At 71.3% G+C, this 24,386-nt stretch carries 20 protein-coding genes; 13 read left to right on the top strand and 7 right to left on the bottom strand.

What is annotated here, in order from left to right:
* Positions 1–17: 17 nt before the first annotated feature.
* Positions 18–1,391, bottom strand: a complete 1,374-nt coding sequence (lpdA, locus tag ABCS02_RS24250) for a dihydrolipoyl dehydrogenase (RefSeq protein ID WP_345838265.1) — start codon at positions 1,389–1,391, stop codon at positions 18–20.
* Positions 1,388–2,854 (bottom strand): leucyl aminopeptidase, encoded by a 1,467-nt coding sequence (locus tag ABCS02_RS24255; protein WP_345838266.1) that lies wholly within the window; start codon positions 2,852–2,854, stop codon positions 1,388–1,390. The genes lpdA and ABCS02_RS24255 overlap by 4 nt, the downstream gene beginning before the upstream one ends.
* A 125-nt stretch (positions 2,855–2,979) precedes the next feature.
* Between ABCS02_RS24255 and ABCS02_RS24260 the strand changes: the two genes are divergently transcribed.
* The 3 genes from ABCS02_RS24260 to ABCS02_RS24270 all read left to right on the top strand — a co-directional run bounded on the left by ABCS02_RS24260 (position 2,980) and on the right by ABCS02_RS24270 (position 6,299).
* The gene (locus ABCS02_RS24260; protein ID WP_345838267.1) at positions 2,980–3,912 is read left to right on the top strand and encodes a PAC2 family protein; all 933 of its coding nucleotides are present in this window, start codon (positions 2,980–2,982) and stop codon (positions 3,910–3,912) included.
* 241 nt (positions 3,913–4,153) lie between these two features.
* Positions 4,154–5,590 carry an RNA polymerase sigma factor gene (locus tag ABCS02_RS24265; RefSeq protein ID WP_345838595.1) on the top strand — a complete coding sequence of 479 codons (1,437 nt, stop codon included), beginning with the start codon at positions 4,154–4,156 and terminating at the stop codon, positions 5,588–5,590.
* 10 nt (positions 5,591–5,600) lie between these two features.
* Entirely contained in the window at positions 5,601–6,299 is a 699-nt protein-coding gene (locus tag ABCS02_RS24270) for a coenzyme F420-0:L-glutamate ligase (RefSeq protein ID WP_345838268.1), read from the top strand.
* Between the two features lie 2 nt (positions 6,300–6,301).
* Here ABCS02_RS24270 and ABCS02_RS24275 read toward each other — a convergent pair whose 3' ends face one another.
* Complete coding sequence (locus ABCS02_RS24275; protein WP_345838269.1) at positions 6,302–7,324, bottom strand: sugar-transfer associated ATP-grasp domain-containing protein; 1,023 nt, start codon at positions 7,322–7,324, stop codon at positions 6,302–6,304.
* A 47-nt stretch (positions 7,325–7,371) separates the two neighbouring features.
* On the opposite strand from ABCS02_RS24275, the gene ABCS02_RS24280 reads away from it, so the two are divergent.
* Together ABCS02_RS24280 and ABCS02_RS24285 are read left to right on the top strand one after the other, a co-directional pair.
* On the top strand, positions 7,372–8,064 hold the full coding sequence (locus ABCS02_RS24280; protein ID WP_345838270.1) for an alanine racemase C-terminal domain-containing protein: 693 nt from the start codon (positions 7,372–7,374) through the stop codon (positions 8,062–8,064).
* Positions 8,061–9,116 carry an alanine racemase gene (locus ABCS02_RS24285; protein ID WP_345838271.1) on the top strand — a complete coding sequence of 352 codons (1,056 nt, stop codon included), beginning with the start codon at positions 8,061–8,063 and terminating at the stop codon, positions 9,114–9,116. Before ABCS02_RS24280 ends, ABCS02_RS24285 begins: the two co-directional genes overlap by 4 nt.
* Here ABCS02_RS24285 and ABCS02_RS24290 read toward each other — a convergent pair.
* Complete coding sequence (locus tag ABCS02_RS24290) at positions 9,100–9,315, bottom strand: hypothetical protein (RefSeq protein ID WP_345838272.1); 216 nt, start codon at positions 9,313–9,315, stop codon at positions 9,100–9,102. The two genes, ABCS02_RS24285 and ABCS02_RS24290, sit on opposite strands and share 17 nt — an antisense overlap.
* Positions 9,316–9,472: 157 nt before the next feature.
* Between ABCS02_RS24290 and ABCS02_RS24295 the strand changes: the two genes are divergently transcribed.
* Positions 9,473–11,548, top strand: a complete 2,076-nt coding sequence (locus tag ABCS02_RS24295; protein ID WP_345838273.1) for a DNA topoisomerase IV subunit B — start codon at positions 9,473–9,475, stop codon at positions 11,546–11,548.
* 254 nt (positions 11,549–11,802) lie between these two features.
* On the opposite strand, the gene ABCS02_RS24300 is transcribed toward ABCS02_RS24295, so the two are convergent.
* The gene (locus ABCS02_RS24300) at positions 11,803–14,277 is read right to left on the bottom strand and encodes a DNA topoisomerase (ATP-hydrolyzing) (RefSeq protein WP_345838274.1); all 2,475 of its coding nucleotides are present in this window, start codon (positions 14,275–14,277) and stop codon (positions 11,803–11,805) included.
* Positions 14,278–14,353: 76 nt separating this feature from the next.
* Here ABCS02_RS24300 and ABCS02_RS24305 point away from each other — a divergent pair, with 76 nt between their 5' ends.
* Complete coding sequence (locus ABCS02_RS24305) at positions 14,354–15,487, top strand: nucleotide pyrophosphatase/phosphodiesterase family protein (RefSeq protein WP_345838275.1); 1,134 nt, start codon at positions 14,354–14,356, stop codon at positions 15,485–15,487.
* 10 nt (positions 15,488–15,497) lie between these two features.
* Here the strand turns inward: ABCS02_RS24305 and sepH are convergent, their stop codons facing one another.
* Positions 15,498–16,556: a septation protein SepH gene (gene sepH / locus ABCS02_RS24310; protein WP_345838276.1), complete on the bottom strand. Its 1,059-nt coding sequence runs from the start codon at positions 16,554–16,556 to the stop codon at positions 15,498–15,500.
* Positions 16,557–16,759: 203 nt separating this feature from the next.
* On the opposite strand from sepH, the gene ABCS02_RS24315 reads away from it, so the two are divergent.
* Positions 16,760–17,053 carry a DUF4193 domain-containing protein gene (locus ABCS02_RS24315; protein ID WP_345838277.1) on the top strand — a complete coding sequence of 98 codons (294 nt, stop codon included), beginning with the start codon at positions 16,760–16,762 and terminating at the stop codon, positions 17,051–17,053.
* Positions 17,054–17,085: 32 nt separating this feature from the next.
* On the opposite strand, the gene ABCS02_RS24320 is transcribed toward ABCS02_RS24315, so the two are convergent.
* Positions 17,086–17,559, bottom strand: coding sequence for a DUF3093 family protein (locus ABCS02_RS24320; RefSeq protein WP_345838278.1), 474 nt, complete (start codon positions 17,557–17,559; stop codon positions 17,086–17,088).
* 12 nt (positions 17,560–17,571) lie between these two features.
* On the opposite strand from ABCS02_RS24320, the gene dut reads away from it, so the two are divergent.
* From dut to dxs, 5 genes are all read left to right on the top strand, one after another.
* Entirely contained in the window at positions 17,572–18,033 is a 462-nt protein-coding gene (gene dut, locus ABCS02_RS24325) for a dUTP diphosphatase (protein ID WP_345838279.1), read from the top strand.
* Complete coding sequence (locus ABCS02_RS24330) at positions 18,030–18,716, top strand: DUF3710 domain-containing protein (RefSeq protein ID WP_345838280.1); 687 nt, start codon at positions 18,030–18,032, stop codon at positions 18,714–18,716. Before dut ends, ABCS02_RS24330 begins: the two co-directional genes overlap by 4 nt.
* Positions 18,713–19,459: a DUF3159 domain-containing protein gene (locus tag ABCS02_RS24335; protein ID WP_345838281.1), complete on the top strand. Its 747-nt coding sequence runs from the start codon at positions 18,713–18,715 to the stop codon at positions 19,457–19,459. The genes ABCS02_RS24330 and ABCS02_RS24335 overlap by 4 nt, the downstream gene beginning before the upstream one ends.
* Positions 19,460–19,505: 46 nt before the next feature.
* Positions 19,506–22,340, top strand: coding sequence for an aconitate hydratase (locus ABCS02_RS24340; RefSeq protein WP_345838282.1), 2,835 nt, complete (start codon positions 19,506–19,508; stop codon positions 22,338–22,340).
* 61 nt (positions 22,341–22,401) lie between these two features.
* A complete protein-coding gene (gene dxs, locus ABCS02_RS24345) occupies positions 22,402–24,348 on the top strand; it encodes a 1-deoxy-D-xylulose-5-phosphate synthase (protein ID WP_345838283.1) in 1,947 nt (648 codons plus the stop codon).
* Positions 24,349–24,386: the final 38 nt, after the last annotated feature.

Raw genomic sequence — 24,386 nt, forward strand, 5'->3', positions numbered from 1 at the left:
AGTGATCCCGAGCGCGCTCAGAGCTGGTGGAGGGGCTTGCCGGCGAGGGCGAGGAACGCCTCGCCGAGCGCCTCGCTCTGAGTCGGATGGGCATGGACGAATGGTGCGATGTCCTCCGGGTGGGCCTCCCAGCCGATGGCCAGCTGGCCCTCGGTGATGAGCTCGCCGACCCGATCGCCGATGAGATGCACGCCCACGACGGGGCCGTCGACCCGCCGCACGACCTTGACGGTTCCGGACGTGCCGAGGATCTCGCTCCGCGCATTGCCGGCGAGGTTGTACTCGACCGCGCGCACCGCGTCCGCGCCGTACTCCGCCCGCGCGCGCTCCTCGGTGAGCCCCACCGAGGCGACCTCCGGGTGCGAGTAGGCGATGCGGGGGACCAGCGTGTCCGGCACCGGCACCGGGTCGAGCCCGGCGATCTGCTCCGCGATCTGGATGCCGTGCTGGAACCCGCGGTGCGCGAGCTGCGGCCCGCGCACGATGTCGCCCGCGGCCCACACGCCCCGGACGTTCGTCCGCAGGCGGTCGTCGGTGACGACGAACCCGTCCTCCACCGCGACGCCGACCTCCTCGAGGCCCAGGCCTGCCGTCGCCGGACCGCGACCGACCGCGACGAGCACGGTGTCGCCCTCGAGCTCGGCGCCGTCCTCGAGCGTGACACGAACGCTCTCGCCCGTCTCCGTGACCGAGGCGACGCGCGCACCCAGGCGCAGCTCGATCCCGCGCTTGCGGAACGCGCGCTCCAGCCCCTTCGAGAGCACGATGTCCTCGGCCGGGACCAGGTGGTCGAGTGCCTCGACGATCGTGACCTCGGCGCCGAGCGAGCGCCACATGCTCGCGAACTCGACGCCGATCACGCCGCCGCCGAGCACCACGACACGCTCCGGAATCCGGTCGAGCGCGAGCGCCGACTCGCTCCCGAGGATCCGCCCGCCGAGCGGCACGCCAGGGAGCGTCCGGGTCACGGCGCCCGTCGCGAGCACGACGGCGTCCGCGACGTAGAGGTCGTCGCCGACGCGGATCGCGGGCCCCGCCTCCAGGCGTCCCTCGCCGGACACGGTCGTGATGGCGCGCGCCTTCAAGAGGCTCTGCAGGCCGGTGTGCTTGCGCGCCACAATCCGGTCGCGATAGCTCGCGAGGGCTGCGGCATCCACACCGTCGAAGGACAGCCGGATGCCGGCATCCGCGGCGTCTCGACCGGCATCGGCGAGCTCGGCGGCGTGCAGCATCGCCTTCGTGGGCACGCAGCCGCGGTGCAGGCAGGTGCCGCCGACCTTGTCACGCTCGACGAGCACGACCGACTTCCCGAGCTCCGCCGCCCGGAGGGCCGCCGCATAGCCGGCGCTCCCGCCGCCCAGGATCGCGACATCCACGCGCTGTTCGGTCATCGTCCCGCCTCCGTGATCAGCTCGATGAGGCTGCGGACGGTCGCGCCCGTCGGCCCCTTGTCCGTGAAACCGTATGGCGCGGCCTTGTTCCAGCCGACGCCCGCGATGTCGAGGTGCACCCACGGCAGACGCGGCGCATCCTTCTCCTCCGAGACCCGCCCGACGAACCTCCGGAGGAAGAGCCCCGCGAACAGCGAGCCGCCGGCGGGATCGCCGATCTTCGCGTTCACGAGGTCGGCGATGGGGGAGTCGAGGTCCTCTTCCATGTGCGGGGGCAGGGGCAGCTGCCAGGCGTCCTCGCCCGCGCGCGACGCCGCCGCGAGGTAATCCGCGACCGCGGCGTCGTCGCCGAGCACGCCCGCGTGCCGCGTGCCGAGCGCGACCGAGATGGCGCCCGTGAGGGTCGCGATGTCGACGAGGAGGTCGGGATGCTCGCGACTCGCGGCGACGAGGCCGTCCGCGAGCACGAGCCGGCCCTCGGCGTCGGTGTTCAGGACCTCGACGGTCGTGCCGTCGAGCATCCGCAGCACGTCGCCGGGGCGCGTCGCCCGGCCGGAGGGCATGTTGTCTGCGATGACCAGCCACGCGCTCACGCGGACCGGGAGCGCGAGCTCCGCCGCGGCACGCAGCACGGCGAGCGCGACCGCGGCACCCGTCATGTCGTACTTCATCCCGACCATGCTGGCTGCGGGCTTCAGCGACAGGCCGCCCGTGTCGAACGTGATCCCCTTGCCGACGAGGGCCACGTGCCGCGCGGCGCCCTCGGGCGCGTAGTCGAGGTGCACGAGGCGCGGTGGCCGATCCGACCCGCGGCCCACGCCGAGGATGCCGCCGTACCCGCCCTCCGCGAGAGCGACCTCGTCCAGGACCGTCACCCGCACCGGGAGGTCGGCAACGACGTCCGCCGCGCGCTGCGCGAGCTCGGCAGGGCCGAGCCACTCCGCGGGCGTGGCCGCGAGGTCCTTCACGAGCGCGACCGCCCCCGCCGCCGCGGACGCCCGGCGGATGGCGGCGTCGTCCACGGATGCCGCGTGTACGACGACGCGACGCGCCCGCGCCGGCTTCGGTTCGGACTTGTAGCCCTCGAAGCGGTAGCCGCCGAGGGCCGCGCCCTCCGCGACAGCGGCTCCGGCGTCGGAGGCGGCCGGGGCCGCCACGGCGACCGTCTCGAACCCGGTCAGCGTGCGCAGCGCCGCGCCGACGGCCGTGCGCACCGTCGCGGCATCCGGCGCCTTGCCGGTGCCGACGACGGCGATCGGACGCCGCGTGCTCGCGGGGGCATAGACACGCGCATACGCATTCGCCGCTCCGGTGAAGCCCACCGCCGCGAGCGCGTCCGCGAGCCCGGGCCAGGCCCTGAGCACCGAAGCGGCTTCCTCGAGCGGGGGAAGGGCCAGGACGATGGCGTCGGCGTCGGTCTCGGTCACGGGCGCATCGCTGCGCGACAGCTCGGGAAACGGCATGGGCTCCATCCTAGGAAGCGACACATACGTGCCCTCCCATAAACCGCCAGCGCGCCCCTCCCCGTGACTGTTCGCCCACAGCGGTATCCGGAGCGTCGCCGGAGGCCGCCGCCTAGAGTGGTGCCATGCCTGCCGCAGCGCCCCTTTTCGAGCGTGTCCAACCGGCGCCTCTCGTGCCGCCCGGACTCCCGCTCGTGATCGCGCTGACCGGTTTCACGGATGCCGGTTCCGCGGTGACGCAGCTCGTCGACTATGCCCGTGCGGAATTGAACCCCGAGCCGATCGCCCTCTACGCGAACGATGTGCTGCTCGACTACCGCGCGCGGCGCCCGATCGTGACGTTCGAGGCTGACCATCTCACGGACTACGCGCCGCAGCGACTCGAGCTCTCGCTCGCGCACGATGCCCTCGGGAGCGAGTTCCTTCTCCTGGCGGGCTACGAGCCCGACTTCGCGTGGGATGCCTTCAGCCGATCGGTGCTCGAGTTCGCGGACGAGTTCCAGGTGTCGACCGTCACCTGGGTACACGCGATCCCGATGCCCGTGCCGCACACGCGCCCGATCGGAACGACGGTATCCGGGAACCGGGGGGACCTCACCGAGGCCCACTCGATCTGGAAGCCGCACACGCAGGTACCGGCCACGGTCGGTCATCTCCTCGAATACCGCTTCGCGGAAGAGGGCATGAGCATCGCCGGGTTCGTCCTGCTCGTCCCGCACTACCTGGGCGACACCGAGTACCCCGGCTCGACCCTCGCGGCGCTCGACAGCATCAGCCTCGCCACCGGCCGGGTGTTCTCGATCGACGACCTGCGCGAGGCGAACACGGAGTACCTCGAGCGGGTCGCGGAACAGGTGACCGGCAGCGAGGAGCTGACCCAGATGCTCGCGAACCTGGAGGAGCGCTACGACGCCTACATGGCGGGCGCGACGCAGGCCACGCCGATCCTCCACGCCGGCGACCTGCCGACCGCGGACGAGCTCGCCGCCGAGCTGGAGCGATTCCTCGCGACCCGCCCGCCGAGCGACGACGACCGGCGCGGCGGCCCCCTCGGCTGACTCGCGACCGACTCGTCGCCGATTCCCGTGTAGACCCTTTGTCCGAACCGCCGAGGGAATACCACGGGCCCGTCGGGAGTTGTGTGGAGAGTGGACATCGGCCGTACGGGGCGCGCGGGTCCGTGTGAGACAATGAGAGTTCTGACCCGTTGTCAACCTTCGATCGGCGTCGCGCCACGCGAGGGACTTGACAAGGGTCATATCTCGTGTACGAAAGCGACCGGTGTCGGCCAGATGTGCGATACCCGGTGAAAGGCGAACTGTGACGACAGCCACGAAGACCACGACGCGTTCTCGTACGAAGAAGACGGTCGATTCTGAGACGGACGAGGCAGACACGACGACCACGGCCAAGACGGCGACCGCGACGAAGCGGACCACCACCAAGAAGGCCGAGACCGCGGCCAAGTCGGCGAAGAAGCCGTCGGACGAGGTCGATGAGGACGAAGACGCCGACCTCGACGAGGTCGACGTCGAGGACGCCGACGGCGAGGACACGGACGACTCCGCGGACTCGGAGGACGGCGACGACACCGACTCGGACACCGATTCCGACGACTCCGACTCCGACGACTCCGGGAGCGCCGACGGGGAGGACGGGCCCGCCGCCGAGAAGAAGACCGCGGCCGCGGCATCCGACGACGACTCCGATGAGGAGGAGTCGGGGAAGCGTCCGTTCACCGAGCCGCTGCCGTCCGGCGCGATCGTCATCTCGTCGAGTGACGAGGACGACGTCCCCGTGTACTCGACGCAGATCACGGGCGCCACGGCCGACCCGGTCAAGGACTACCTGAAGCAGATCGGCAAGGTCCCGCTGCTGAACGCGGCCGAAGAGGTCGAGCTCGCGATGCGGATCGAGGCGGGCCTGTTCGCCGAGGAGAAGCTTTCGCACATGTCGGCTGCGGAGAAGTCGGGCCAGCTCGGCCTCGACCTGCAGTGGGTCGCGCGCGACGGCCAGCGCGCCAAGAGCCACCTGCTCGGCGCGAACCTACGCCTCGTCGTGTCGCTCGCGAAGCGTTACACGGGCCGCGGGATGCAGTTCCTCGATCTCATCCAGGAGGGGAACCTGGGCCTCATCCGTGCCGTCGAGAAGTTCGACTACACGAAGGGCTTCAAGTTCTCGACCTACGCCACGTGGTGGATCCGTCAGGCGATCACGCGCGCGATGGCCGACCAGGCGCGGACGATCCGTATCCCGGTCCACATGGTCGAGGTCATCAACAAGCTCGCCCGCGTGCAGCGGCAGATGCTGCAGGACCTGGGTCGCGAACCCACGCCCGAGGAGCTCAGCCGCGAGCTCGACATGACCCCCGAGAAGGTCATCGAGGTGCAGAAGTACGGCCGGGAGCCGATCTCGCTGCACACGCCCCTCGGCGAGGACGGCGACAGCGAGTTCGGCGACCTCATCGAGGACACCGAGGCGGTCGTGCCGGCCGACGCGGTGGGCTTCACGATGCTGCAGCGCCAGCTCGAGTCGCTCCTCGACTCCCTGTCCGAGCGCGAGGCGGGCGTGATCCGCATGCGCTTCGGGCTCGGCGACGGGCAGCCGAAGACGCTCGACCAGATCGGCGACACGTTCGGGGTCACGCGCGAGCGGATCCGCCAGATCGAGTCGAAGACGATGGCGAAGCTCCGCCACCCCTCGCGGTCGCAGTCGCTGCGCGACTACCTCGAGTGAGCTCCGCTCGATGACACCGGAGGCGAACGCCGGCAAGACGCTCGTCGTCGCCGTCGATGGCACGTCGTACGCGCGCATCCCGATCCGCACCCGGGTCGTGATGCCCGGCGACGTCCTCGACGACGTCGTGCGCGAGTACGCGACGGATGCCGTGGAGCCGGGCGATCTGCTGTTCGTGACCGAGAAGATCGTCGCGATCACGCAGGGCCGCTCGTACCTCGTGGAGGACATCCGGCCCCGCCGGCTCGCGCGGTTCCTCTCCCGGTTCGTCGTGCGCACGCCGTACGGCATCGGGCTCGGCATGCCGGAGACGATGGAGATGGCGCTCCGCGAATGCGGGACGCTGCGCATCCTCTTCGCCGCCGCGGTCTCCGCCGTGACGAAGCTGTTCGGCCGCCGCGGCGACTTCTACCGTGTCGCGGGGGAGAAGGCGCGCGCGATCGACGGCCCGACCACGGGCACGATCCCCCCGTACGACCGGTCGGTCGTGCTGGGTCCTGCGCGCCCGCGCGAGGTGGCCGCGCATCTGCGGCAGCTGCTCGGCGGGCGGGTCGATGTCGCGGTGGTCGACATCAACGACCTCGGCGGCAACATCCTCGGCTCGACCCTCGACCGGGCCGGCGAGCAGCGGCTGGTGCGCATCCTCGCCGACAACCCCCTCGGCCAGGGCACGGAGTCCACGCCCCTGGGCGTCGTCCGCCCCGCCTGACCTCAGAAGCCGATGGCGTCGCGGTAGCGGGCCTTGTGGCCGGTGCGGATGCCGGTGACGCTCGGCTTGTTCTCGTACACGCCGGCGGCCCAGTTTCCCTCCACGAGGACCGGGCCGTCGGGCGAGACCACGACATCCCATCCGACGTACTGCACGCGGGGGACGACGCGCGCGACCTCGTCGACGAACGCGAGGACCTCGTCGATCATGGGCAGCTGGAAGTCCGCGATCCGCACGCCGGAGTCCGGGTGGAACTCGTGCACGTGCCCGTGCGAGTCGTAGCCGGGTCCGACCGCGTGCCCACGGTCGTCGAGCATCGTGTAGAAGCCGCCGAACGACATCTGGTCGCTCACCTCGCCGCGACCGAACTTCTGCGCGATCGCGAGCACGTGCGTCTCGGTCCCGTCGAAGAACGCGGTGACACGTGTGGTGTTGACCGTGCCGGGGCACACCGCGGCGAGGTCGGCGTGCTGCACGATGACCTCCTCGACGAGCAGCTCGCCGCGCTCGCGGAGGCCGCGATGGAAAGCGGTCCAGTCCTCGATGTCCGCCGCCCGGTACCGGTGCACGCCGAGCCCGGCCTGGCTCACCGGCACCTTGGTCACGATCGTGCCCAGGCGCTCGGCGAACGCGCGAAGCCCGTCGGCGTTGTCCGGCTCCACGGTCATCCATTCGCGCCGGAGGTAACGGTCGAAGACGCGGTCGAACTCGATCTTGTCGTGGAACAGGTGCCGGTCGTCGGGATGCGCGTACTTCTGCGCGATCTGGTTCGAGACCGGATGCGTCATGTACGTCGCGCGCTCGGTGCGGCCGAGGATCGCGAAGTCGTAGTCGACGTAGTCCTGGAACCCGACGTTGCGGACGCCGGCCTGCCACAGCATGTCGACGACGACCGCCGGCATCCACTTGTCGTGCAGCTGCGACGTCTCCCGCGCGCGCTCGACGACCGAGCCGACGTCGATCCGGCGCGCCCGCTCGAGGAGGTACGAGACGCGGGTGGACAGGTCGAGTCTGCGCGGCGGCATGCGGTCTCCGGAGGGTCGGCGGGTGGGACCCGGATAGTCTAGAGGGCGTGGTGGGTAGCATCCCGGGGCCCGTCGCGCAGATCTCGCACACCGCGTTGCGAGCGAACGCGGCACCCTGGTCCGGCGGCGACGCGGCCGCGGACCTCCGAGCGGACGCGTGGGGCCACGGCGCCGTCGAGGTCGCGGCGACCCTGCTCGAGACGGGCATCGCCCGGGTCGTGGTGGAGCCCGCCCAGCGCGACGACCTGGCCGAGCGATTCGGTTCCGACCGCGTGCTGGAGCACCTCCCCGGCGGCCGCTGCGTCGACCTCGTGACCCTGTTCGGGCTGTCCGGCGACGGCGGACACGCCGTCATGCGACTCTCCGGCAGCGTGCTCTCGGTGAAGGAGCTGCGCGCCGGCGAGGGCGTCTCGTACGGCTATACGCACCGCGCCGCCGGCGACACGCGGATCGCGCTCGTCACCGGCGGCTACGCGCAGGGGATCGTCCGCGCGCTCGGCAATCGCGTCACCGTGACGGCAGCGGGGGAGAGGCATCCGATCATCGGTCGCGTCGCGATGGACGTCTGCGTCATCGAGATCGGCGCCGCGGACCTCGCGCGCGGCGACGACGTCGTCTTCTTCGGCGAGCCGGATGCCGGTGAGCCCCCTGTCCGGGACTGGAGCGAGGCCACGGGACTGCACGCCGCCGAGATCATCACGGTCGTCGGCCTCCGCGCGGGGCGGGAGCACCTCCGGTGACGCTCGCGCTCCACGTCGACCTCGACGTGTTCTCCCGGAACCTCGCGCGCATCCGCGGGATCCTGGGCGACACCGAGCACCTGCTCGTCGTGAAGGACGACGCGTACGGCCACGGCCTCGGTCCCATCGTGCGCCGCGCGTGGATGGAGGGCGTGCGCTGGTTCGGCGCGTTCGACCTCGCCACGGGGCTGGCCGTCCGCCACGCTCTCCCCGACGGCGGTTCCGCGTTCGCGCGCGTGTTCGTGTGGATGCTCGGGTCCCGGGCCGAGGCGAAAGCGGCCGCCAAGGCGGCGCTCGACATCGGCGTGGGCGACCCGGAGCTGCTCGAGGACGTCGCCGCGGTCGGCCACGGCGTACGCGTACACCTCAAGATCGACACCGGCCTCCACCGTAACGGCGTCCGCCCCGAGCACTGGGCCGCGTTCGTCGAGCGCGCGGTCGCCCATGAGCGGGCCGGGTCGATCCGCATCGAGGGCGTCTGGAGCCACCTCGCCGAGGCCTCCGACGAGGAGGACGACACGGCGCGCGCCGCCTTCGAGGCGGCGGCCGACGAGCTCGACGCGGTCCTCGGCAGGCATGCCCTCCGGCACCTCTCCGCCAGCGCCGCGAGCTTCGCCCGCCCGGAGTTCCGCTTCGACCTCGCCCGCGTCGGCGCCTTCGCGTACGGCATCCGGCCGGCCGGCGGTCCGGACCAGTCGCAGCTCCGCATCCGTCCGATCGGACGCCTCGAGGCGGACGTCGTCGAGCGACGCGGCGACGCGGTCGTCGTCCCCGTCGGGTCGCTGCACGGTCTGCCGTCGACCCTCGGGGCGTTCGAGGTGGCGACCGAGCGCGGCCCGCACGTGCTGGGCCCGCTCGGCGAGACCGAGTCGCTCATCCGCTCCGACGTGCTGCGGATCGGCGACCATGTCGTGATCTACGGGACCGCCGATGCCGGCGGAGCGTCCGCCACCGACCTCGCCGAGCGGATCGGCACGGTCGGCGAGGAGATCGCCGTGCGGATCTCCCCGCTCGTGCCGCGGGTCTACTCGGGCGTCAGACCGCTTCGCTGAGTCGCGCGGTCTCGTCGTGCCACGACGTCGCGATGCTGCGCAGCTTCTCCTCGTACCGGCGACCGTGGTGGGCGCAGAAGAGGAGTTCGCTGCCGTTGACCTCCGCGGCGATGTAGGCCTGGGCGCCACACGAGTCGCACCGGTCCATCGCGGTGAGGCGGTACACGACGGTGGGCTCCGATGTTGAAAGTGTGCTCATTTCGCTGCCTCCTCTGTCGTGCGAGTCGTTACATGAAACCACGCGTACCCCGGGGGTATGCCCGGAGCGCCGGACATTTCGCTGTCCGCGTACCACACTGGCCGGGTTCCGCGCGTTGACGCGGCGGTCGCACGAGTCCGGCTTAGGCTGGACGACCGTGACGTCCGAGTATTCCGCCCATCACCTTCAGGTCCTCGAAGGCCTCGAGGCGGTCCGGAAACGTCCGGGGATGTACATCGGCTCGACCGATTCCCGCGGCCTCATGCACTGCCTGTGGGAGATCATCGACAACTCGGTCGACGAGGCCCTTGCCGGCAACGGGTCGCGGATCGACATCGTCCTCCACGCGGACGGCAGCGTCGAGGTGCGCGACCAGGGGCGCGGCATCCCCGTCGATGTCGAACCGCGGACCGGGCTCACCGGTGTCGAGGTCGTCTTCACGAAGCTGCACGCGGGCGGCAAGTTCGGCGGCGGGTCCTACGCGGCCTCCGGAGGTCTGCACGGCGTCGGCGCCTCCGTGGTCAACGCGCTGTCGGAACGTCTCGACGTCGAGGTCGACCGGGACGGCGCCACGTGGGCCATGTCCTTCCATCGCGGCGAGCCCGGGATGTTCGGGGCCTCGGGTCCGGATGCCGGCTTCGCGGCGTTCGAACGGTCGAGCGAGCTCCGGAAGGCCGGGAAGGTCGGCAAGTCCGTCACGGGCACCCGCATCCGCTATTGGGCCGACCGCCAGATCTTCACGCGCGACGCGACGTTCCACCTGGACGAGCTTGAGCAGCGCGCGCGCCAGACCGCGTTCCTCGTACCGGGGCTGGAGATCGTCATCCGGGACGAGCGCGATGCCGACGCGGCTCCGTCCGAGACCGCGTACCGCTTCGACGGCGGCATCTCCGAGTTCGCCGACTTCGTTGCGCCCGACCCGGGGGTGACGGACACCTGGCGTCTCGAAGGCACGGGGACCTTCCGCGAGACCGTGCCCGTGCTGCAGGCATCCGGCGCCATGATGCCGACCGAGCTCGAGCGCGAGTGCCAGGTCGACATCGCCCTCCGCTGGGGGAACGGCTACGAAACGACGACGCGGTCGTTCGTCAACATCATCGCGACGCCGAAGGGCGGAACCCACCAGCAGGGCTTCGAGCAGGGGCTGATGAAGGTCCTCCGCACGCAGGTCGAGCAGAACGCCCGCCGGCTGAAGGTCGGAAGCGACAAGCTCGAGAAGGACGACATCCTCGCCGGGCTCACCGCGGTGCTGACCGTCCGGCTGCCGGAGCCGCAGTTCGAGGGCCAGACGAAGGAGGTGCTCGGCACGCCCGCCGTGCGCCAGATCGTCGCGAACGTCGTCACGTCCGAGCTCACCGCCCGATTCGCATCGACGAAGCGGGACGACAAGGCGCAGACGTCCCTCCTCCTCGAGAAGATCGTCGCCGAGATGAAGGCGCGGATCTCCGCCCGCGCGCACAAGGAGACGCAGCGCCGAAAGAACGCGCTCGAGTCCTCGTCCCTGCCCGCGAAGCTCGTGGACTGCCGCTCCAACGACGTGGGCGACTCGGAGCTGTTCATCGTCGAGGGCGACTCCGCGCTCGGGACGGCGAAGCTCGCGCGCGATAGCGAATTCCAGGCGCTCCTGCCCATCCGCGGCAAGATCCTCAACGTGCAGAAGGCCTCCATCGGCGACATGCTCGGCAACGCCGAATGCGCGTCCATCCTCCAGGTGATCGGTGCGGGCTCCGGCCGTTCGTTCGATCTCGAGGCCGCCCGCTACGGGAAGGTCATCCTGATGAGCGACGCCGACGTCGACGGCGCGCACATCCGCACGCTCCTGCTGACGCTCTTCTTCCGGTACATGCGGCCGCTCATCGAGGCCGGCCGCGTGTACGCGGCCGTGCCGCCGCTGCATCGCGTCGTCGTGATCCATCCCGGCAGCAAGCCGAACGAGACGATCTACACCTACAGCGAGCAGCAGCTGCACGAGCTCCTCGCGCGGCTGAGGTCGGCCGGGCGCCGCTGGCAGGAGCCGATCCAGCGCTACAAGGGCCTGGGCGAGATGGATGCCGAGCAGCTCGCGACGACCACCATGGATCGCGCCGGCCGCACGCTCCGCCGCGTCCGGGTGCCGGACGCCGAGTCCGCCGCGACCGTGTTCGAGCTCCTCATGGGCAACGAGGTCGCCCCCCGTCGCGAGTTCATCGTCGAGTCGAGCGACCGCCTCGCCCGCGAGCGCATCGACGCCTGACCCCGTTCGGAGCCCCTTTCGCGCTCGCCTCCCCACCCCTGCCGCGCGACGAGCGGAGGAGATGGGACGAGCGGAGGACGGATCCGCCGCATCTGGTCCTCCCTTCCTCACATCTCCTCCGCTCATGACGCGGGCGGCGGGCTCTGCGCGGGCGGCGGGCTCTGCGCGGGCGGCGGGCTCTGCGCGGGCGGCGGGCTCTGCGCGGGCGGCGGGCTCTGCGCGGGCGGGGCGGCTGCGGGGAGACCGGGTCGGGGTCAGCGGATGGCGGTGCCGACCGCGGCGATGACCGCGTCCAGGGGCGCGCCGCTCGCGTCGCGCTTCGCTCCCGGCGCCGGCAGCGGACGCACGGCGCCGTCGGCGCCGACGGCGCGCGGCTGCTCGCCGACCCACGCGACGACGAGCGCGTCCTCGCCCTTCAGGAACCGCTGCGCCCGGACGCCGCCGGTCGCGCGGCCCTTGGCCGGGAACTCGGCCCAGTCCGACACCTTCGCGGTGCCGGCATCCGTCCCGAGAAGGGCCTCGGATGCCGACGCGATCGTCACGACGACGACCTCCGCCGCGCCCGCCGCAACCGCACCGAAGAAGAGCGCCTGAGCGCCGGCGGAGAGGCGGATGCCGGCCATCCCGCCGGCGGCGCGACCCTGCGGTCGCACGGAGCCGGCGTCGAAGCGGAGGAGCTGCGCGTCGGAGGTCACGAACACGAGCTCCGTGTCGTCGGGCGCGACGACCGCCCCCACGACGGTGTCTCCGGGCTTGAGCGCGATCAGCTCGATCTCGGGGCGCGCGGCGATCTCCGCGGCGGAGACGCGCTTGACGACGCCCTGTGCCGTCCCGATCGCGATCGGCACCGCATCCGTCAGCGGCACGACCGCGAGCACGGTCTCGCCCTTTGCGAGCGTCAGATAGTGGTCGACGCGCGTGCCGGCCCCGAGCTGTACGGAGTTGCCCGGAACCGAGGGGAGGTCGACGGGGGAGAAGCGCACCAGACGCCCGGCGCTCGTGACCGCGCCCAGCTCGCCGTGCGTCGTCGTGTCGGCCGTCGAGCGGATGGCGTCGTGCTTCGAACGCCGTGCGGGGGGCACGATGCCCGTGGGGCCGGCCCCGGGCTCGTCGGCCTCGCCGTTCCCGGACAGCTCGGCCCGCACCATCCGCCCCGTCGCGGACAGAAAGACCCGGCACGGGGTGTCCGCGAGGCGCAGATCGGCGTTCGCCGCCGCCTTGGCGGACCGAGGCGCGACGGGGTGGCTCCCGAGGAGGAGGGTGCGCCGCGGTGTCCCGTGCTGGTCGGCGACGGCCTGCAGCTCACGCGCGACCTGGGACCGCACCAGCGCGGGGTCGGCCAGAAGGCGCTCGAGCTCCGCGATCTCCTGCTGCAGCGCGTCGCGCTCCGACTCCAGCTCGATGCGCGAGAACCGCGTGAGGCGGCGCAGACGGAGCTCGAGGATGTACTCGGCCTGGGCCTCGGAGAGGTCGAACACCTCACGGAGCCTTCCCCGCGCCTGTTCGCCGTCGTCCGAGCCCCGGATGACCTGGATGACCTCGTCGATGTCGAGGATCGCGATGAGGAGGCCCTCGACGAGGTGCAGCCGCTCGCGCCGCCGCGCCAGGCGGAACGTGCTGCGGCGTCGCACCACGCTGATGCGGTGGTCGAGGTAGACGCGCAGGAGCGGGACGAGTCCGAGCGTCTGGGGCTGGCCCTCGACGAGCGCGACGTTGTTGATGCCGAACGAGTCCTCGAGAGGCGTCAGACGGTACAGCTGCTCGAGCACCGCGTTCGGATCAAAACCGGTCTTGATGCCGATCACGAGCCGCAGCCCGTTCTTGCGGTCGGTGAGGTCGGTGACGTCCGCGATGCCCTGCAGCTTCTTCGAGCCGACGGCATCCTTGATCTTCTCGATCACCCGCTCGGGCCCGACGAGGTACGGCAGCTCCGTCACGACCAGGCCCGTGCGCCGCGGACCCAGCTGCTCGACCGCCACCTGGGCCCGCGTGCGGAACGTGCCGCGGCCCGTGGCGTAGGCATCCTTCACGCCGTCCAGGCCGACGATGACGCCCCCCGAGGGGAGGTCGGGCCCGGGGACGTGCTCCATGAGGTCGTCGAGCGTCGCGTCCGGATGCTCGAGCAGGTGCACGGCGGCGCTCACGACCTCGCCGAGGTTGTGCGGAGCCATGTTCGTCGCCATGCCGACGGCGATGCCGGTCGCGCCGTTGACCAGCAAGTTCGGGAAGGCCGCCGGGAGTACCTCGGGTTGCTGGAACTGCCCGTCGTAGTTGGGGATGAAGTCGACCGCGTCCTCGTCGAGGTCGGCGGTCAGCGCGAGAGAGGCGGCGGCCAGGCGCGCCTCCGTGTAGCGGGGCGCGGCCGGGCCGTCGTCGAGCGAGCCGAAGTTGCCGTGGCCGTCCACCAGCGGAACGCGCAGGGAAAACGGCTGCGCGAGCCGCACGAGCGCGTCGTAGATCGGCGCATCGCCGTGCGGGTGGAGCTTTCCCATGACCTCGCCGACGACGCGGGAGCTCTTGACGTGCCCGCGGTCGGGCCGCAGGCCCATGTCGGCCATCTGGTACACGATGCGGCGCTGCACGGGCTTCAGCCCATCGCGTGCGTCCGGGAGCGCACGCGAGTAGATGACGGAGTACGCGTACTCCAGGAAGGAGCCCTGCATCTCCGTGGAGACGTCGACGTCCTCGACACGGGACGTGTCGTGGAGGGCGGGATCGGGAGGGGTCATGCGGCGTGCCTCGGGTCGGGGAGGGCCGCGTGCAGGGGTTCACGTCACCGGTCGAGGGACGTGCGAGACTGGCCCGATGTCCGTCAGCCTACCGGCGGCGTCCCCCCGGGCACGGAGCCTCACCGGCGTGCTCCCGGAGATGCTCGCCAGCCTCGACGCCGCGTCCGGGTGGCTGCCGCCGGTGCGCAGCGCGATCCTGCTCGTGATCGACGGGCTCGGCGCGCGGATGATCGCCGAGCGCGCCGGCCACGCCCGGTTCCTCGCGGCGGCGGGCGGGAAGCGCGACGTCGCCACGACGGTCTTCCCCAGCACGACGGCGAGCGCGCTGACGAGCCTGTTCACCGGGGTCGAGCCGGGGGAGCACGGGATCGTGGGCTACCGCGTCCGCGTCGCCCCGGGCGACGTGCGCAACCAGCTGACCGGATGGCGTGAGCCCGACATGGCGCCGGGCCTCTGGCAGCGGACCGAGCCGCTCCTCGCCGCCCGGGCACGAGCCGGCAGGCCGGGCTTCGTCGTCTCGAAGCCCGAGTTCGCAGGATCCGGTTTCAGCCTCGCGACGACACGGGGAGCCGAGTTCCACGGCGTCCTCGACCTGCGGGAGCGCGTGCGCCGCGCTCGCGCCCTCGCCGACGGGAACGACGGCGCTCTCGTCTACCTCTACGTCTCCGAGCTGGACAGCGCCGGGCACCGCCACGGCGTCGACTCCGGCGAGTGGCTCGCGGCGCTGGAGGAGACGGATGCCGCCGTCCGTGAGCTCACGCGTGCCCTCCCGCCCGACGTCGGCCTGCTGGTGACGGCCGATCACGGCATGATCGACGTCCCGCGACACCGTCAGATCCTCCTCGGCGAGGGCGATCCGCTCCTCGACGGCGTCGCGGAGGTCGGCGGAGAGCCGCGGATGCTGCACCTGTACGCGGAAGACGGCCGGGCCGACGCCGTGCTCGACCGCTGGCGCGAGACCGAGTCCTCGCGCTCGTGGGTGCTCTCCCGCGAGGAGGCGATCGCCGCGGGCCTGTTCGGGCCCCGCGTGGATCCGGCGGTGCGGGACCGGATCGGCGATGTCCTGGTGGCCGCGCGCGCGAGCGTCGTGTACTACGACGATCGGGTCGCGGACAAGACGCCGCAGCGCATGGTGGGTCAGCACGGCTCCCTGACCGATGCGGAGCGGATCGTCCCGCTACACCGTCTGGGCGCGTACGCCGCGGGCTGAACCCGAGCGCTCAGCTCTCGTCGGTGCGGGCGCCGAAGACGATCTCGTCCCACGACGGCATCGCGGGGCGCCCGCGACGACGGCCGTTGTCGGTCGTGTGCTCGGCCACGACGACCGTGTCGTCGACGAACGCGAGCGGGTCGTCGTGCTCCGCGAGCTCGCCGAGGACGGCGTCTCCGCCCGGCGCGTCGTCGTAGCCGGGCTCGAGGGCGTCGAACAGGGCCACGGGAGCCGCAGCGGTCGCGCGCTCCGGCTCGCCGTTCGGCATGGGCTCGCGCTGACCGCGGCGGCGGCGCAGCGCCTCCAGCAGATCGGCGGTGTCGGTCGAAGCGACGGGCGTCTCCGGCGCGCGCTTGATCGCGGCATCCTGCGCCGCGGGGCTGGACGTGGGGGCCGTGATCGGCTCGACCTCGGCCGTGCGCCGCATCCCGAACGCGCCGCTGTCGAAGCGCGAATCGTCCTTCGTGCCGCTCACCTCGAGGGCGCGGAGACGCGGGATGAGCCCTTCCGGCAGGGTGCCCGGCCGCGACAGCTGGGTCGCGTCGGGGTTGAGGGGCGCGAGCGAGCTGTGCCGGGGATCGAACGACCAGCGGGCGTCGTGGTCCACGTCCGCGGAGGTGAACTCGAGCTTGACGACCCAGCCCGACTCCTCCTTCCAGCTCGTCCACCGCTCGCCGATCGCGCCGGCGTCGGCGAGCTTCGCGCGCACCGCGGCGCCGAAGGTCGAGGAGAGGTCGTGGTCGATCTCGGTGCCGAGGAGGACCGGCACGGCGAGCGCCTGCCCGACGACGTACTCGCGCTCGGCGAGGACGGGCGCCTCGAAACGGACGACGTCCTCGACGCTGATGCCGAGCAGCTGCGCGGCTTCGGCGGCGGAGAGTCCAGCGCGGATCTGCGCCTGGATCTCCCGCGGGCTCGGACGTGCCGCACGCTCCTGCGGCTCACGCCGCTGGGTGCGCCGGAGCTCAGCGCGGAGCACCTCGTCGACGGGGAGCGAGAACCGCTGGCCCGACTCGGTGGCGAGGACGAGGGCACCGTCCTCGGTGCCGATCACTCTCAGCTTCTCCATGCGAAACACGCCTCCGATCTGCCGTGTGCGCCCATGCTGACACAGGCCGATGGCATCCTCCGGAATATCCGACGCGCGCCGCGAGTTTCACGCCTGCGACCGCATCCACTTAAGCGCGCACCGGGCATTTGCAAAAGGGGAGGAGGTCGTGCAAACTATCGCCGCCCGCTGACGGCGCACAGCTTCTGGAGAGACAACCGCGAATGGCAACCGACTACGACGCCCCCCGCAAGACCGAGGACGACAGCGAATCGATCGAGGCGCTCAAGGAGCGCGTCCCCGACAAGCTGTCCGGCTCTGTGGACGTGGAGGACGCCGACAACCCTTCGGGCTTCGAGCTCCCGGGCGCCGACCTCTCGGACCTCGAGCTCGACGTCGTCGTGCTCCCGCCGCAGGAGGACGAGTTCACCTGCGTCAGCTGCTTCCTCGTGAAGCACCGCTCGCAGCTCGACCACGAGGACCGGCTGGGCCCGATCTGCGTGGAGTGCGCCGCGTAGCCACCCGCGCGCCCGCGTGCGCGGGTGGCTGACTAGCCGCGCGCGCGGCGGACGACCGCCGCGAGGCGGTCCGGCGTCCGCGTGGAGATGACCCAGGCCGGCGTCGGGTCGTCCGGATCCTGGACGGGCACGACGACGACGCCGTCGATGCCGCCGCGGATGAGGTGCCAGTCGCGCGGATCGAGCTCGATCCCGCGCGCCTGACGCGCCTGTTCGCCCGTCAGGGCCACGGGCTCGCCGAGGAGCTCGACCGGGATCCGGGCGCGACCGGCGCGCAGCATCCCGTCCTCCACGGAGACGACCGGGGAGGCGAACACGGCCGCGGCGACGAGCACGACGGCGGTCAGCGCGCCGAGCACGAGCGCCAGCGCGGAGTTGAGCGGGGTGAACGTGAGCGCGACCATCGGAGCGCAGACCGCGAGCGCGATCAGCGTCCACAGCGAGGGCGAAAGACGCTCGCGATAGCGGTCCTGCGGCAGTCGGATGCCGGGAGTGGGCTTCTGCATTACCCTCGTTGCGTGGCCGAAACGGTTGACGTCCCCATTATCGCTCCCGAGCTCCCGGCCTTCGCCCACCCCGGCGACGCGGGGGCCGATCTCGTCGCCGCCGAGGCGGTGCGGCTCGAGCCCGGCCAGCGCGCCCTCGTCGGCACCGGCGTGCGCATCGCACTGCCAGACGGATACGCCGCGTTCGTGGTGCCCCGCAGCGGCCTCGCCGCGAAGCACGGCATCACGATCGTCAACGCGCCGGGCACGGTGGATGCCGGCTACCGGGGCGAGGTGAAGGTTTCGCTGCTGAACACCGACGCGACCGAGGCGTACGACGTCAACGTCGGCGATCGCATCGCGCAGCTCATCGTGATGCCGGTGCCGCGCGTCCGATTCCTCCCGGTGTCGGAGCTCCCCGAGAGCGCCCGCGGCGAGGGCGGCTTCGGCTCGACCGGCTACCAGGCAGAGCGCACGGAGGGAGCACGCGCATGAGCGACGCCCAGACCCCCGACCCCACCGACGAGAACGCCGCGGGCGAGAACACCACGGACGACAACGCCGCAGACACCGGCGACGAGGCGCGCGAGGCGATCGAGGCCGCGGACCAGCCCGCACGCAAGAGCGCGCCGGCGGACCGCGAGACGGAGGGCCCGTTCGACGAGTCCGAGGTCAACCCCGTCCGGCCGTACATCGACCTCGGCGGCGTGAAGGTCCTCCCGCGCGAGGGCCTGAACCTCCGGCTCGAGGTCGAGGAGCAGACGAAACGCATCGTCGCCGTCGGCCTCGACTACGCCGACTCCACGCTCCAGGTGCAGCCGTTCGCCGCGCCGCGCAGCGCCGGCCTGTGGGACGAGACCCGCGAGCAGATCCGCGCGCAGGTGCGGCAGCAGGGCGGCCGGGTCGAGGAGCGGGAGGGTCCGCTCGGGCCGGAGCTCCTCGCCGAGGTGCCGGCAGCGGTCGGCAGTTCCGAGATGCGCCTCGCGCGCTTCGTCGGTGTGGACGGTCCCCGCTGGTTCCTCCGCGGGGTCATCGGGGGAGCCGCGACCGGCGACATCGAGGCGGCCGCGAAGGTGGAGGACCTCTTCCGCTCGCTCGTCGTCGTGCGCGGGGGCTCCCCGATGCCGCCGCGCGACCTCATCCCGCTGAAGATGCCGGCGACGCCCGGCACCGCATGAGCACGCCGCCCGGATCCGAGAAGCCGTCCGAGCAGGACGGCACCGGCGCGGCGGCCACGTGGAGCGCCGCGCTCGGCCAGGCGGCCCGTCGCGCAGGCCTCGACCCGTCGAGCGGCGGATCGACCGGGCACGCCGTCTGGCGGGCCATGGGCGGATGGCGCGGCATCCTCGAATCGGTGCTGCCCTCGCTCGCGTTCCTCGTCATCTACACGATCTGGCAGGACCTCCTGTGGTCCCTCGTGATCTCCGTCGGCATCGCGGCCGTCTTCACGATCGTCCGCCTCGCGATGCGCCAGCCGGCGACCGCCGCGATCGGCGGCCTCGTCGCCGCCGTCGGCGCCGCGGTGCTGTCCCTGCTCACCGGCCGCGCGCAGGACAACTTCGTGTGGGGCTTCGTGACGAACGCCGCGTACGGCACGGCCTTCCTCGTCTCGGCGCTCATCGGCTGGTCCCTCATCGGGCTCGCCGTCGGCTTCCTCATGAACGAGGGCCTCGCATGGCGCCGCAGCAAGCGGAAGCGCCGCGTGTTCTTCTGGCTCGCGATCGCGTGGGCGATCCTGTTCTACGCGCGCCTCGCGGTGCAGCTCCCGCTCTACTTCGCGGGCGACGTCACGGCGCTCGGCAGCACGAAGCTGATCATGGGGATCCCGCTGTTCGCGCCCCTCGTCGCCGTGTCTTGGCTCGCGGTGCGCACGCTGTACCAGCGCCCCGCCGCGAAGCCTCAGGCGGACGCCGCGGAGTGATACGTTTATCTCGACGTCAAGATAAAATCCGGTGAAGGAGAAGACCGTGTCCACAGTCGACAGCTTCGGTGCGAAGAGCACCCTCACGGTGGGCGGCACCGACTACGAGATCTTCCGCATCGACGCGGTAGACGGTCACGCCAAGCTCCCCTTCAGCCTCAAGGTGCTGCTGGAGAACCTCCTGCGCACCGAGGACGGCGCGAACGTCACACAGGCCCAGATCGAGGCGCTCGGCTCCTGGGACCCGGCCGCAGAGCCCGACACGGAGATCCAGTTCACCCCGGCGCGCGTCGTCATGCAGGACTTCACCGGCGTCCCCTGCATCGTCGACCTCGCCACGATGCGCGAGGCCGTCACCTCGCTCGGCGGCGACCCGGAGCGGATCAACCCGCTCTCTCCGGCTGAGCTCGTCATCGACCACTCGGTCATCGCCGACCTCTTCGGCACCGAGAACGCCCTCGAGCGCAACGTCGAGATCGAATACGAGCGCAACGGCGAGCGCTACCAGTTCCTCCGCTGGGGCCAGACGGCGTTCGACGACTTCAAGGTCGTCCCGCCGGGAACCGGCATCGTCCACCAGGTGAACATCGAGCACCTCGCGAAGGTCGTCTACGACCGCACCGTGAACGGCGTGCTCCGCGCGTACCCCGACACCGTCGTCGGCACCGACTCCCACACGACGATGGTCAACGGCCTCGGCGTGCTCGGCTGGGGCGTCGGCGGCATCGAGGCCGAGGCCGCGATGCTCGGCCAGCCCGTCTCCATGCTCATCCCGCGCGTCGTCGGCTTCAAGCTCACCGGGGCGATCCCGTCGGGCGTCACCGCGACCGACGTCGTGCTCACGATCACCGACATGCTGCGCAAGCACGGCGTGGTCGGCAAGTTCGTCGAGTTCTACGGCGAGGGCGTCGCCTCCGTGCCGCTGGCCAACCGCGCCACGATCGGCAACATGAGCCCTGAGTTCGGCTCGACCGCGGCGATCTTCCCGATCGACGACGTCACGCTCGACTACCTCCGCCTCACCGGTCGGAGCGAGCAGGCCGTCGCGCTCGTCGAGGCGTACGCGAAGGAGCAGAAGCTCTGGCACGACGCCGCTCACGAGCCGGTCTTCAGCGAGTACCTCGAGCTCGACCTCGCGACGGTCGTCCCCTCGATCGCCGGCCCGAAGCGCCCCCAGGACCGTATCCTCCTGTCCGAGGCGAAGGCGCAGTTCGAGAAGGACATCGTCAACTACGCGACGCCGTCCACGAGCGACTCGATCATCGACCTCGACTCGCAGAGCTCGTTCCCGGCCTCCGACCCGGGCGTGTTCCCGGGGGAGCAGGCGACCTCCACGAGCGAGGTGCTCATCTCCTCGGGGCACCCGAACGGCGCGTCCAAGCCGATCCGGGTGACGACGCCCGAGGGGCAGTCGTACATCCTCGACAACGGTGCGGTCACGCTCGCGGCCATCACCTCGTGCACCAACACGTCGAACCCGTCGGTCATGATCGCGGCCGGCCTCCTCGCGCAGAACGCCGTGAACAAGGGTCTGAAGCGCAAGCCGTGGGTCAAGACGACGCTCGGCCCCGGCTCGAAGGTCGTCACCGACTACTACGAGAAGTCGGGCCTCGACAAGGCGCTCGAGGCGATCGGCTTCTACACCGTCGGCTACGGCTGCACGATCTGCATCGGCAACTCCGGCCCTCTCATCGAGGAGGTCTCGGCGGCCGTCAACGAGAACGACCTCGCCGTCTCGGCCGTCCTCTCGGGCAACCGCAACTTCGAGGGCCGCATCAGCCCCGACGTGAAGATGAACTACCTCGCGTCGCCGCCGCTCGTGGTGGCGTACGCGCTCGCCGGCTCGATGAACTTCGACTTCGAGACCGACCCGCTCGGGACGGATGCCGACGGCAACGACGTGTTCCTCAAGGACATCTGGCCCTCGCCGGACGACGTGCAGACGACGATCGACTCGTCCATCTCGCGCGAGCAGTTCATCAAGCAGTACGCCACGGTCTTCGACGGCGACGAGCGCTGGCAGAGCCTGCCGACGCCGGATGCCGCGAAGTTCGAGTGGGACCCGGCCTCCACGTACGTGCGGAAGGCCCCGTACTTCGACGGCATGTCGATGGAGCTGACCCCGGTCGCCGACATCCACGGCGCGCGCGTCCTCGCGACGCTGGGCGACTCGGTCACGACCGACCACATCAGCCCCGCGGGCAACATCAAGGCCGGCACGCCGGCGGCGCAGTACCTCACGGAGCACGGCGTCGCGCAGAAGGACTTCAACTCCTACGGCTCGCGCCGCGGCAACCACGAGGTCATGATCCGCGGCACGTTCGCGAACATCCGCCTGAAGAACGAGCTCGTCGCGGCCGTCAACGACGGCCAGATCGTGGAGGGCGGCTACACCCGCGACTTCACGCAGGCCGGTGGCCCGCAGTCGTACATCTACGACGCGAGCGTGAACTACCAGGACGCCGGCGTTCCGCTCGTCGTCCTCGGCGGCAAGGAGTACGGCTCCGGCTCGTCCCGCGACTGGGCGGCGAAGGGCACCAACCTCCTCGGCGTCAAGGCCGTCATCACGGAGAGCTTCGAGCGCATCCACCGCTCGAACCTCATCGGGATGGGCGTCGTGCCGCTGCAGTTCCCCGCGGGCGAGACCTGGAAGTCGCTGGGCCTCGACGGCACCGAGATCGTCTCGATCGAGGGCCTCGAGCAGCTCAACGAGGGCGTCACCCCCAAGACGGTGCGCGTCACGGCGGCGCCGAGCGAGTTCTCGCCGGCGGGCAAGCAGCCGGTGACCTTCGACGCGGTCGTGCGGATCGACACCCCCGGCGAGGCGGACTACTACCGCAACGGCGGCATCCTCCAGTACGTACTGCGCTCGCTCGTCTAAGGGGCTCCCCAGGGTCCCGGCCGTAAACTGGGGAGGTTCACTGTCGACGTGAGGGGAACGGATGCGGATACTGCCGACGATCTCGAACCCTCGGGATCTGGACGCGCTCGATCTCGAGCAGCTCGCACAGCTGGCCGATGAGGTCCGTGCGTTCCTGATCGAGAACGTCGCCCAGACGGGCGGGCATCTGGGGCCGAACCTCGGTGTCGTGGAGCTCACGATCGCACTTCACCGCGTGTTCGACTCGCCGAGCGATCCGATCATCTTCGACACGGGCCACCAGTCGTACGTGCACAAGCTCCTCACGGGGCGGCAGGACTTCTCGCGGCTGCGTTCGCGCGGGGGCCTCGCCGGCTACCCGCAGCGGGCGGAGAGCGTGCACGACGTCGTCGAGTCGTCGCACGCGTCGAGCTCGCTGAGCTGGGCGGACGGCGTCTCCCGCGCGTTCGCGCGCACCGGTCGCCGCGACCGCCACGTCGTGGCGGTCGTCGGCGACGGTGCGCTCACGGGCGGGATGACGTGGGAGGCGCTGAACAACATCAGCGACGACAACGACCGCAACCTCGTCATCATCGTGAACGACAACGGTCGTTCCTACGCCCCGACGATCGGCGGGATGGCGCGGTACCTCAACCGCGTCCGGACGGCGGACTCGTACCGCACGCTGCGCCAGGGCTCCGACACGCTCTCGCGCCGTCTCGGCCCGATCGCGCGCGCCGTGTACCGCGGCGTCCGCGGGGGAGCGCACGGCTTCCTGTCGCGCTTCATCAACAACGAGGCGCTGTACTCGAACCTCGACATCAAGTACCTCGGGCCGGTGGACGGTCACGACATCCCCGCCCTGATCGAGACGCTCGAGCTGGCGAAGGACTTCGGCGCGCCGGTCATCGTCCACGCCATCACGGAGAAGGGCCGGGGGTACGAGCCGGCGCTGAACGACGAGGCCGACCAGTTCCATTCCGTCGGACGCATCGACGCGGCATCCGGGGCTCCGCTGTCCGCCGCCCGCGAGCAGACGTGGACCGACGTGTTCGCGGAGTCGCTCGTCGATCTGGCGGAGGATCGCCCGGACATCATCGCGCTCACGGCCGCCATGCTGCGCCCGGTGGGTCTCCTCCCGTTCGCCCAGCGCTTCCCTGAGCGCGTCCTCGACGTCGGCATCGCGGAGCAGCACGCCGTGACGTCGGCGGCCGGCCTCGCGTTCGGCGGGCTGCATCCGGTCGTGGCGATCTACGCCACGTTCATGAACCGGGCGATGGACCAGGTGCTGATGGATGTCGCGCTGCACAAGGCCGGCGTCACGTTCGTGCTCGATCGCGCGGGCGTCACCGGGCCCGACGGCCCCAGCCACCACGGCGTGTGGGACCTCGCGATGCTGCAGATCGTGCCCGGCATCCGGCTCGCCGCGCCGCGTGACGCCGCCCGGCTCCGGGAGGAGCTCGAGGAGTCGCTGGAGGTCTCGGATGCTCCGACCGTCATCCGCTTCCCCCGCGGCGCTGTCGCCGCCGACCTGCCGGCGCTCGAGCGGCTTCCGGACGGCGTCGACGTGCTGGTGCGCGACGGAGCCGAGGACGTTCTGCTCGTCGGCATCGGGCCCATGGCACAGATCGCGATCGAGGTCGCGGAGCGGCTGCGCGCGCAGGGGATCGGCGCCACCGTGGTCGACCCGCGCTGGGTCGTGCCGGTGCCCGAGTCGCTCGTGACGCTCGCCGCGGCACACCGCCTCGTCATCACGATCGAGGACGGCATCCGCGTCGGCGGCATCGGCACGCGCGTACGTCAGGTGCTGCGCGAGGCGGGCGTCGACACGGCCGTCGACGAGCTCGGCGTCCCCGACGCGTTCCTCGAGCACGCCTCCCGCGCGGAGATCCTCCGGGATGCCGGACTGACGCCGGCCAAGATCGCACAGGACGTCGTGTCGCAGGTGCTCGGCACCCGCATCCCGATCGCACGTCCGACGCCCGCAGACGCTGCGCTGCGCGGCCTGCCGCACCCCGCGGAGCGCTGACGCCCTCACTTCCGATATGGTAAGGCTACCCTTACCAA

This window comes from Microbacterium sp. X-17 (genome assembly GCF_039615055.1).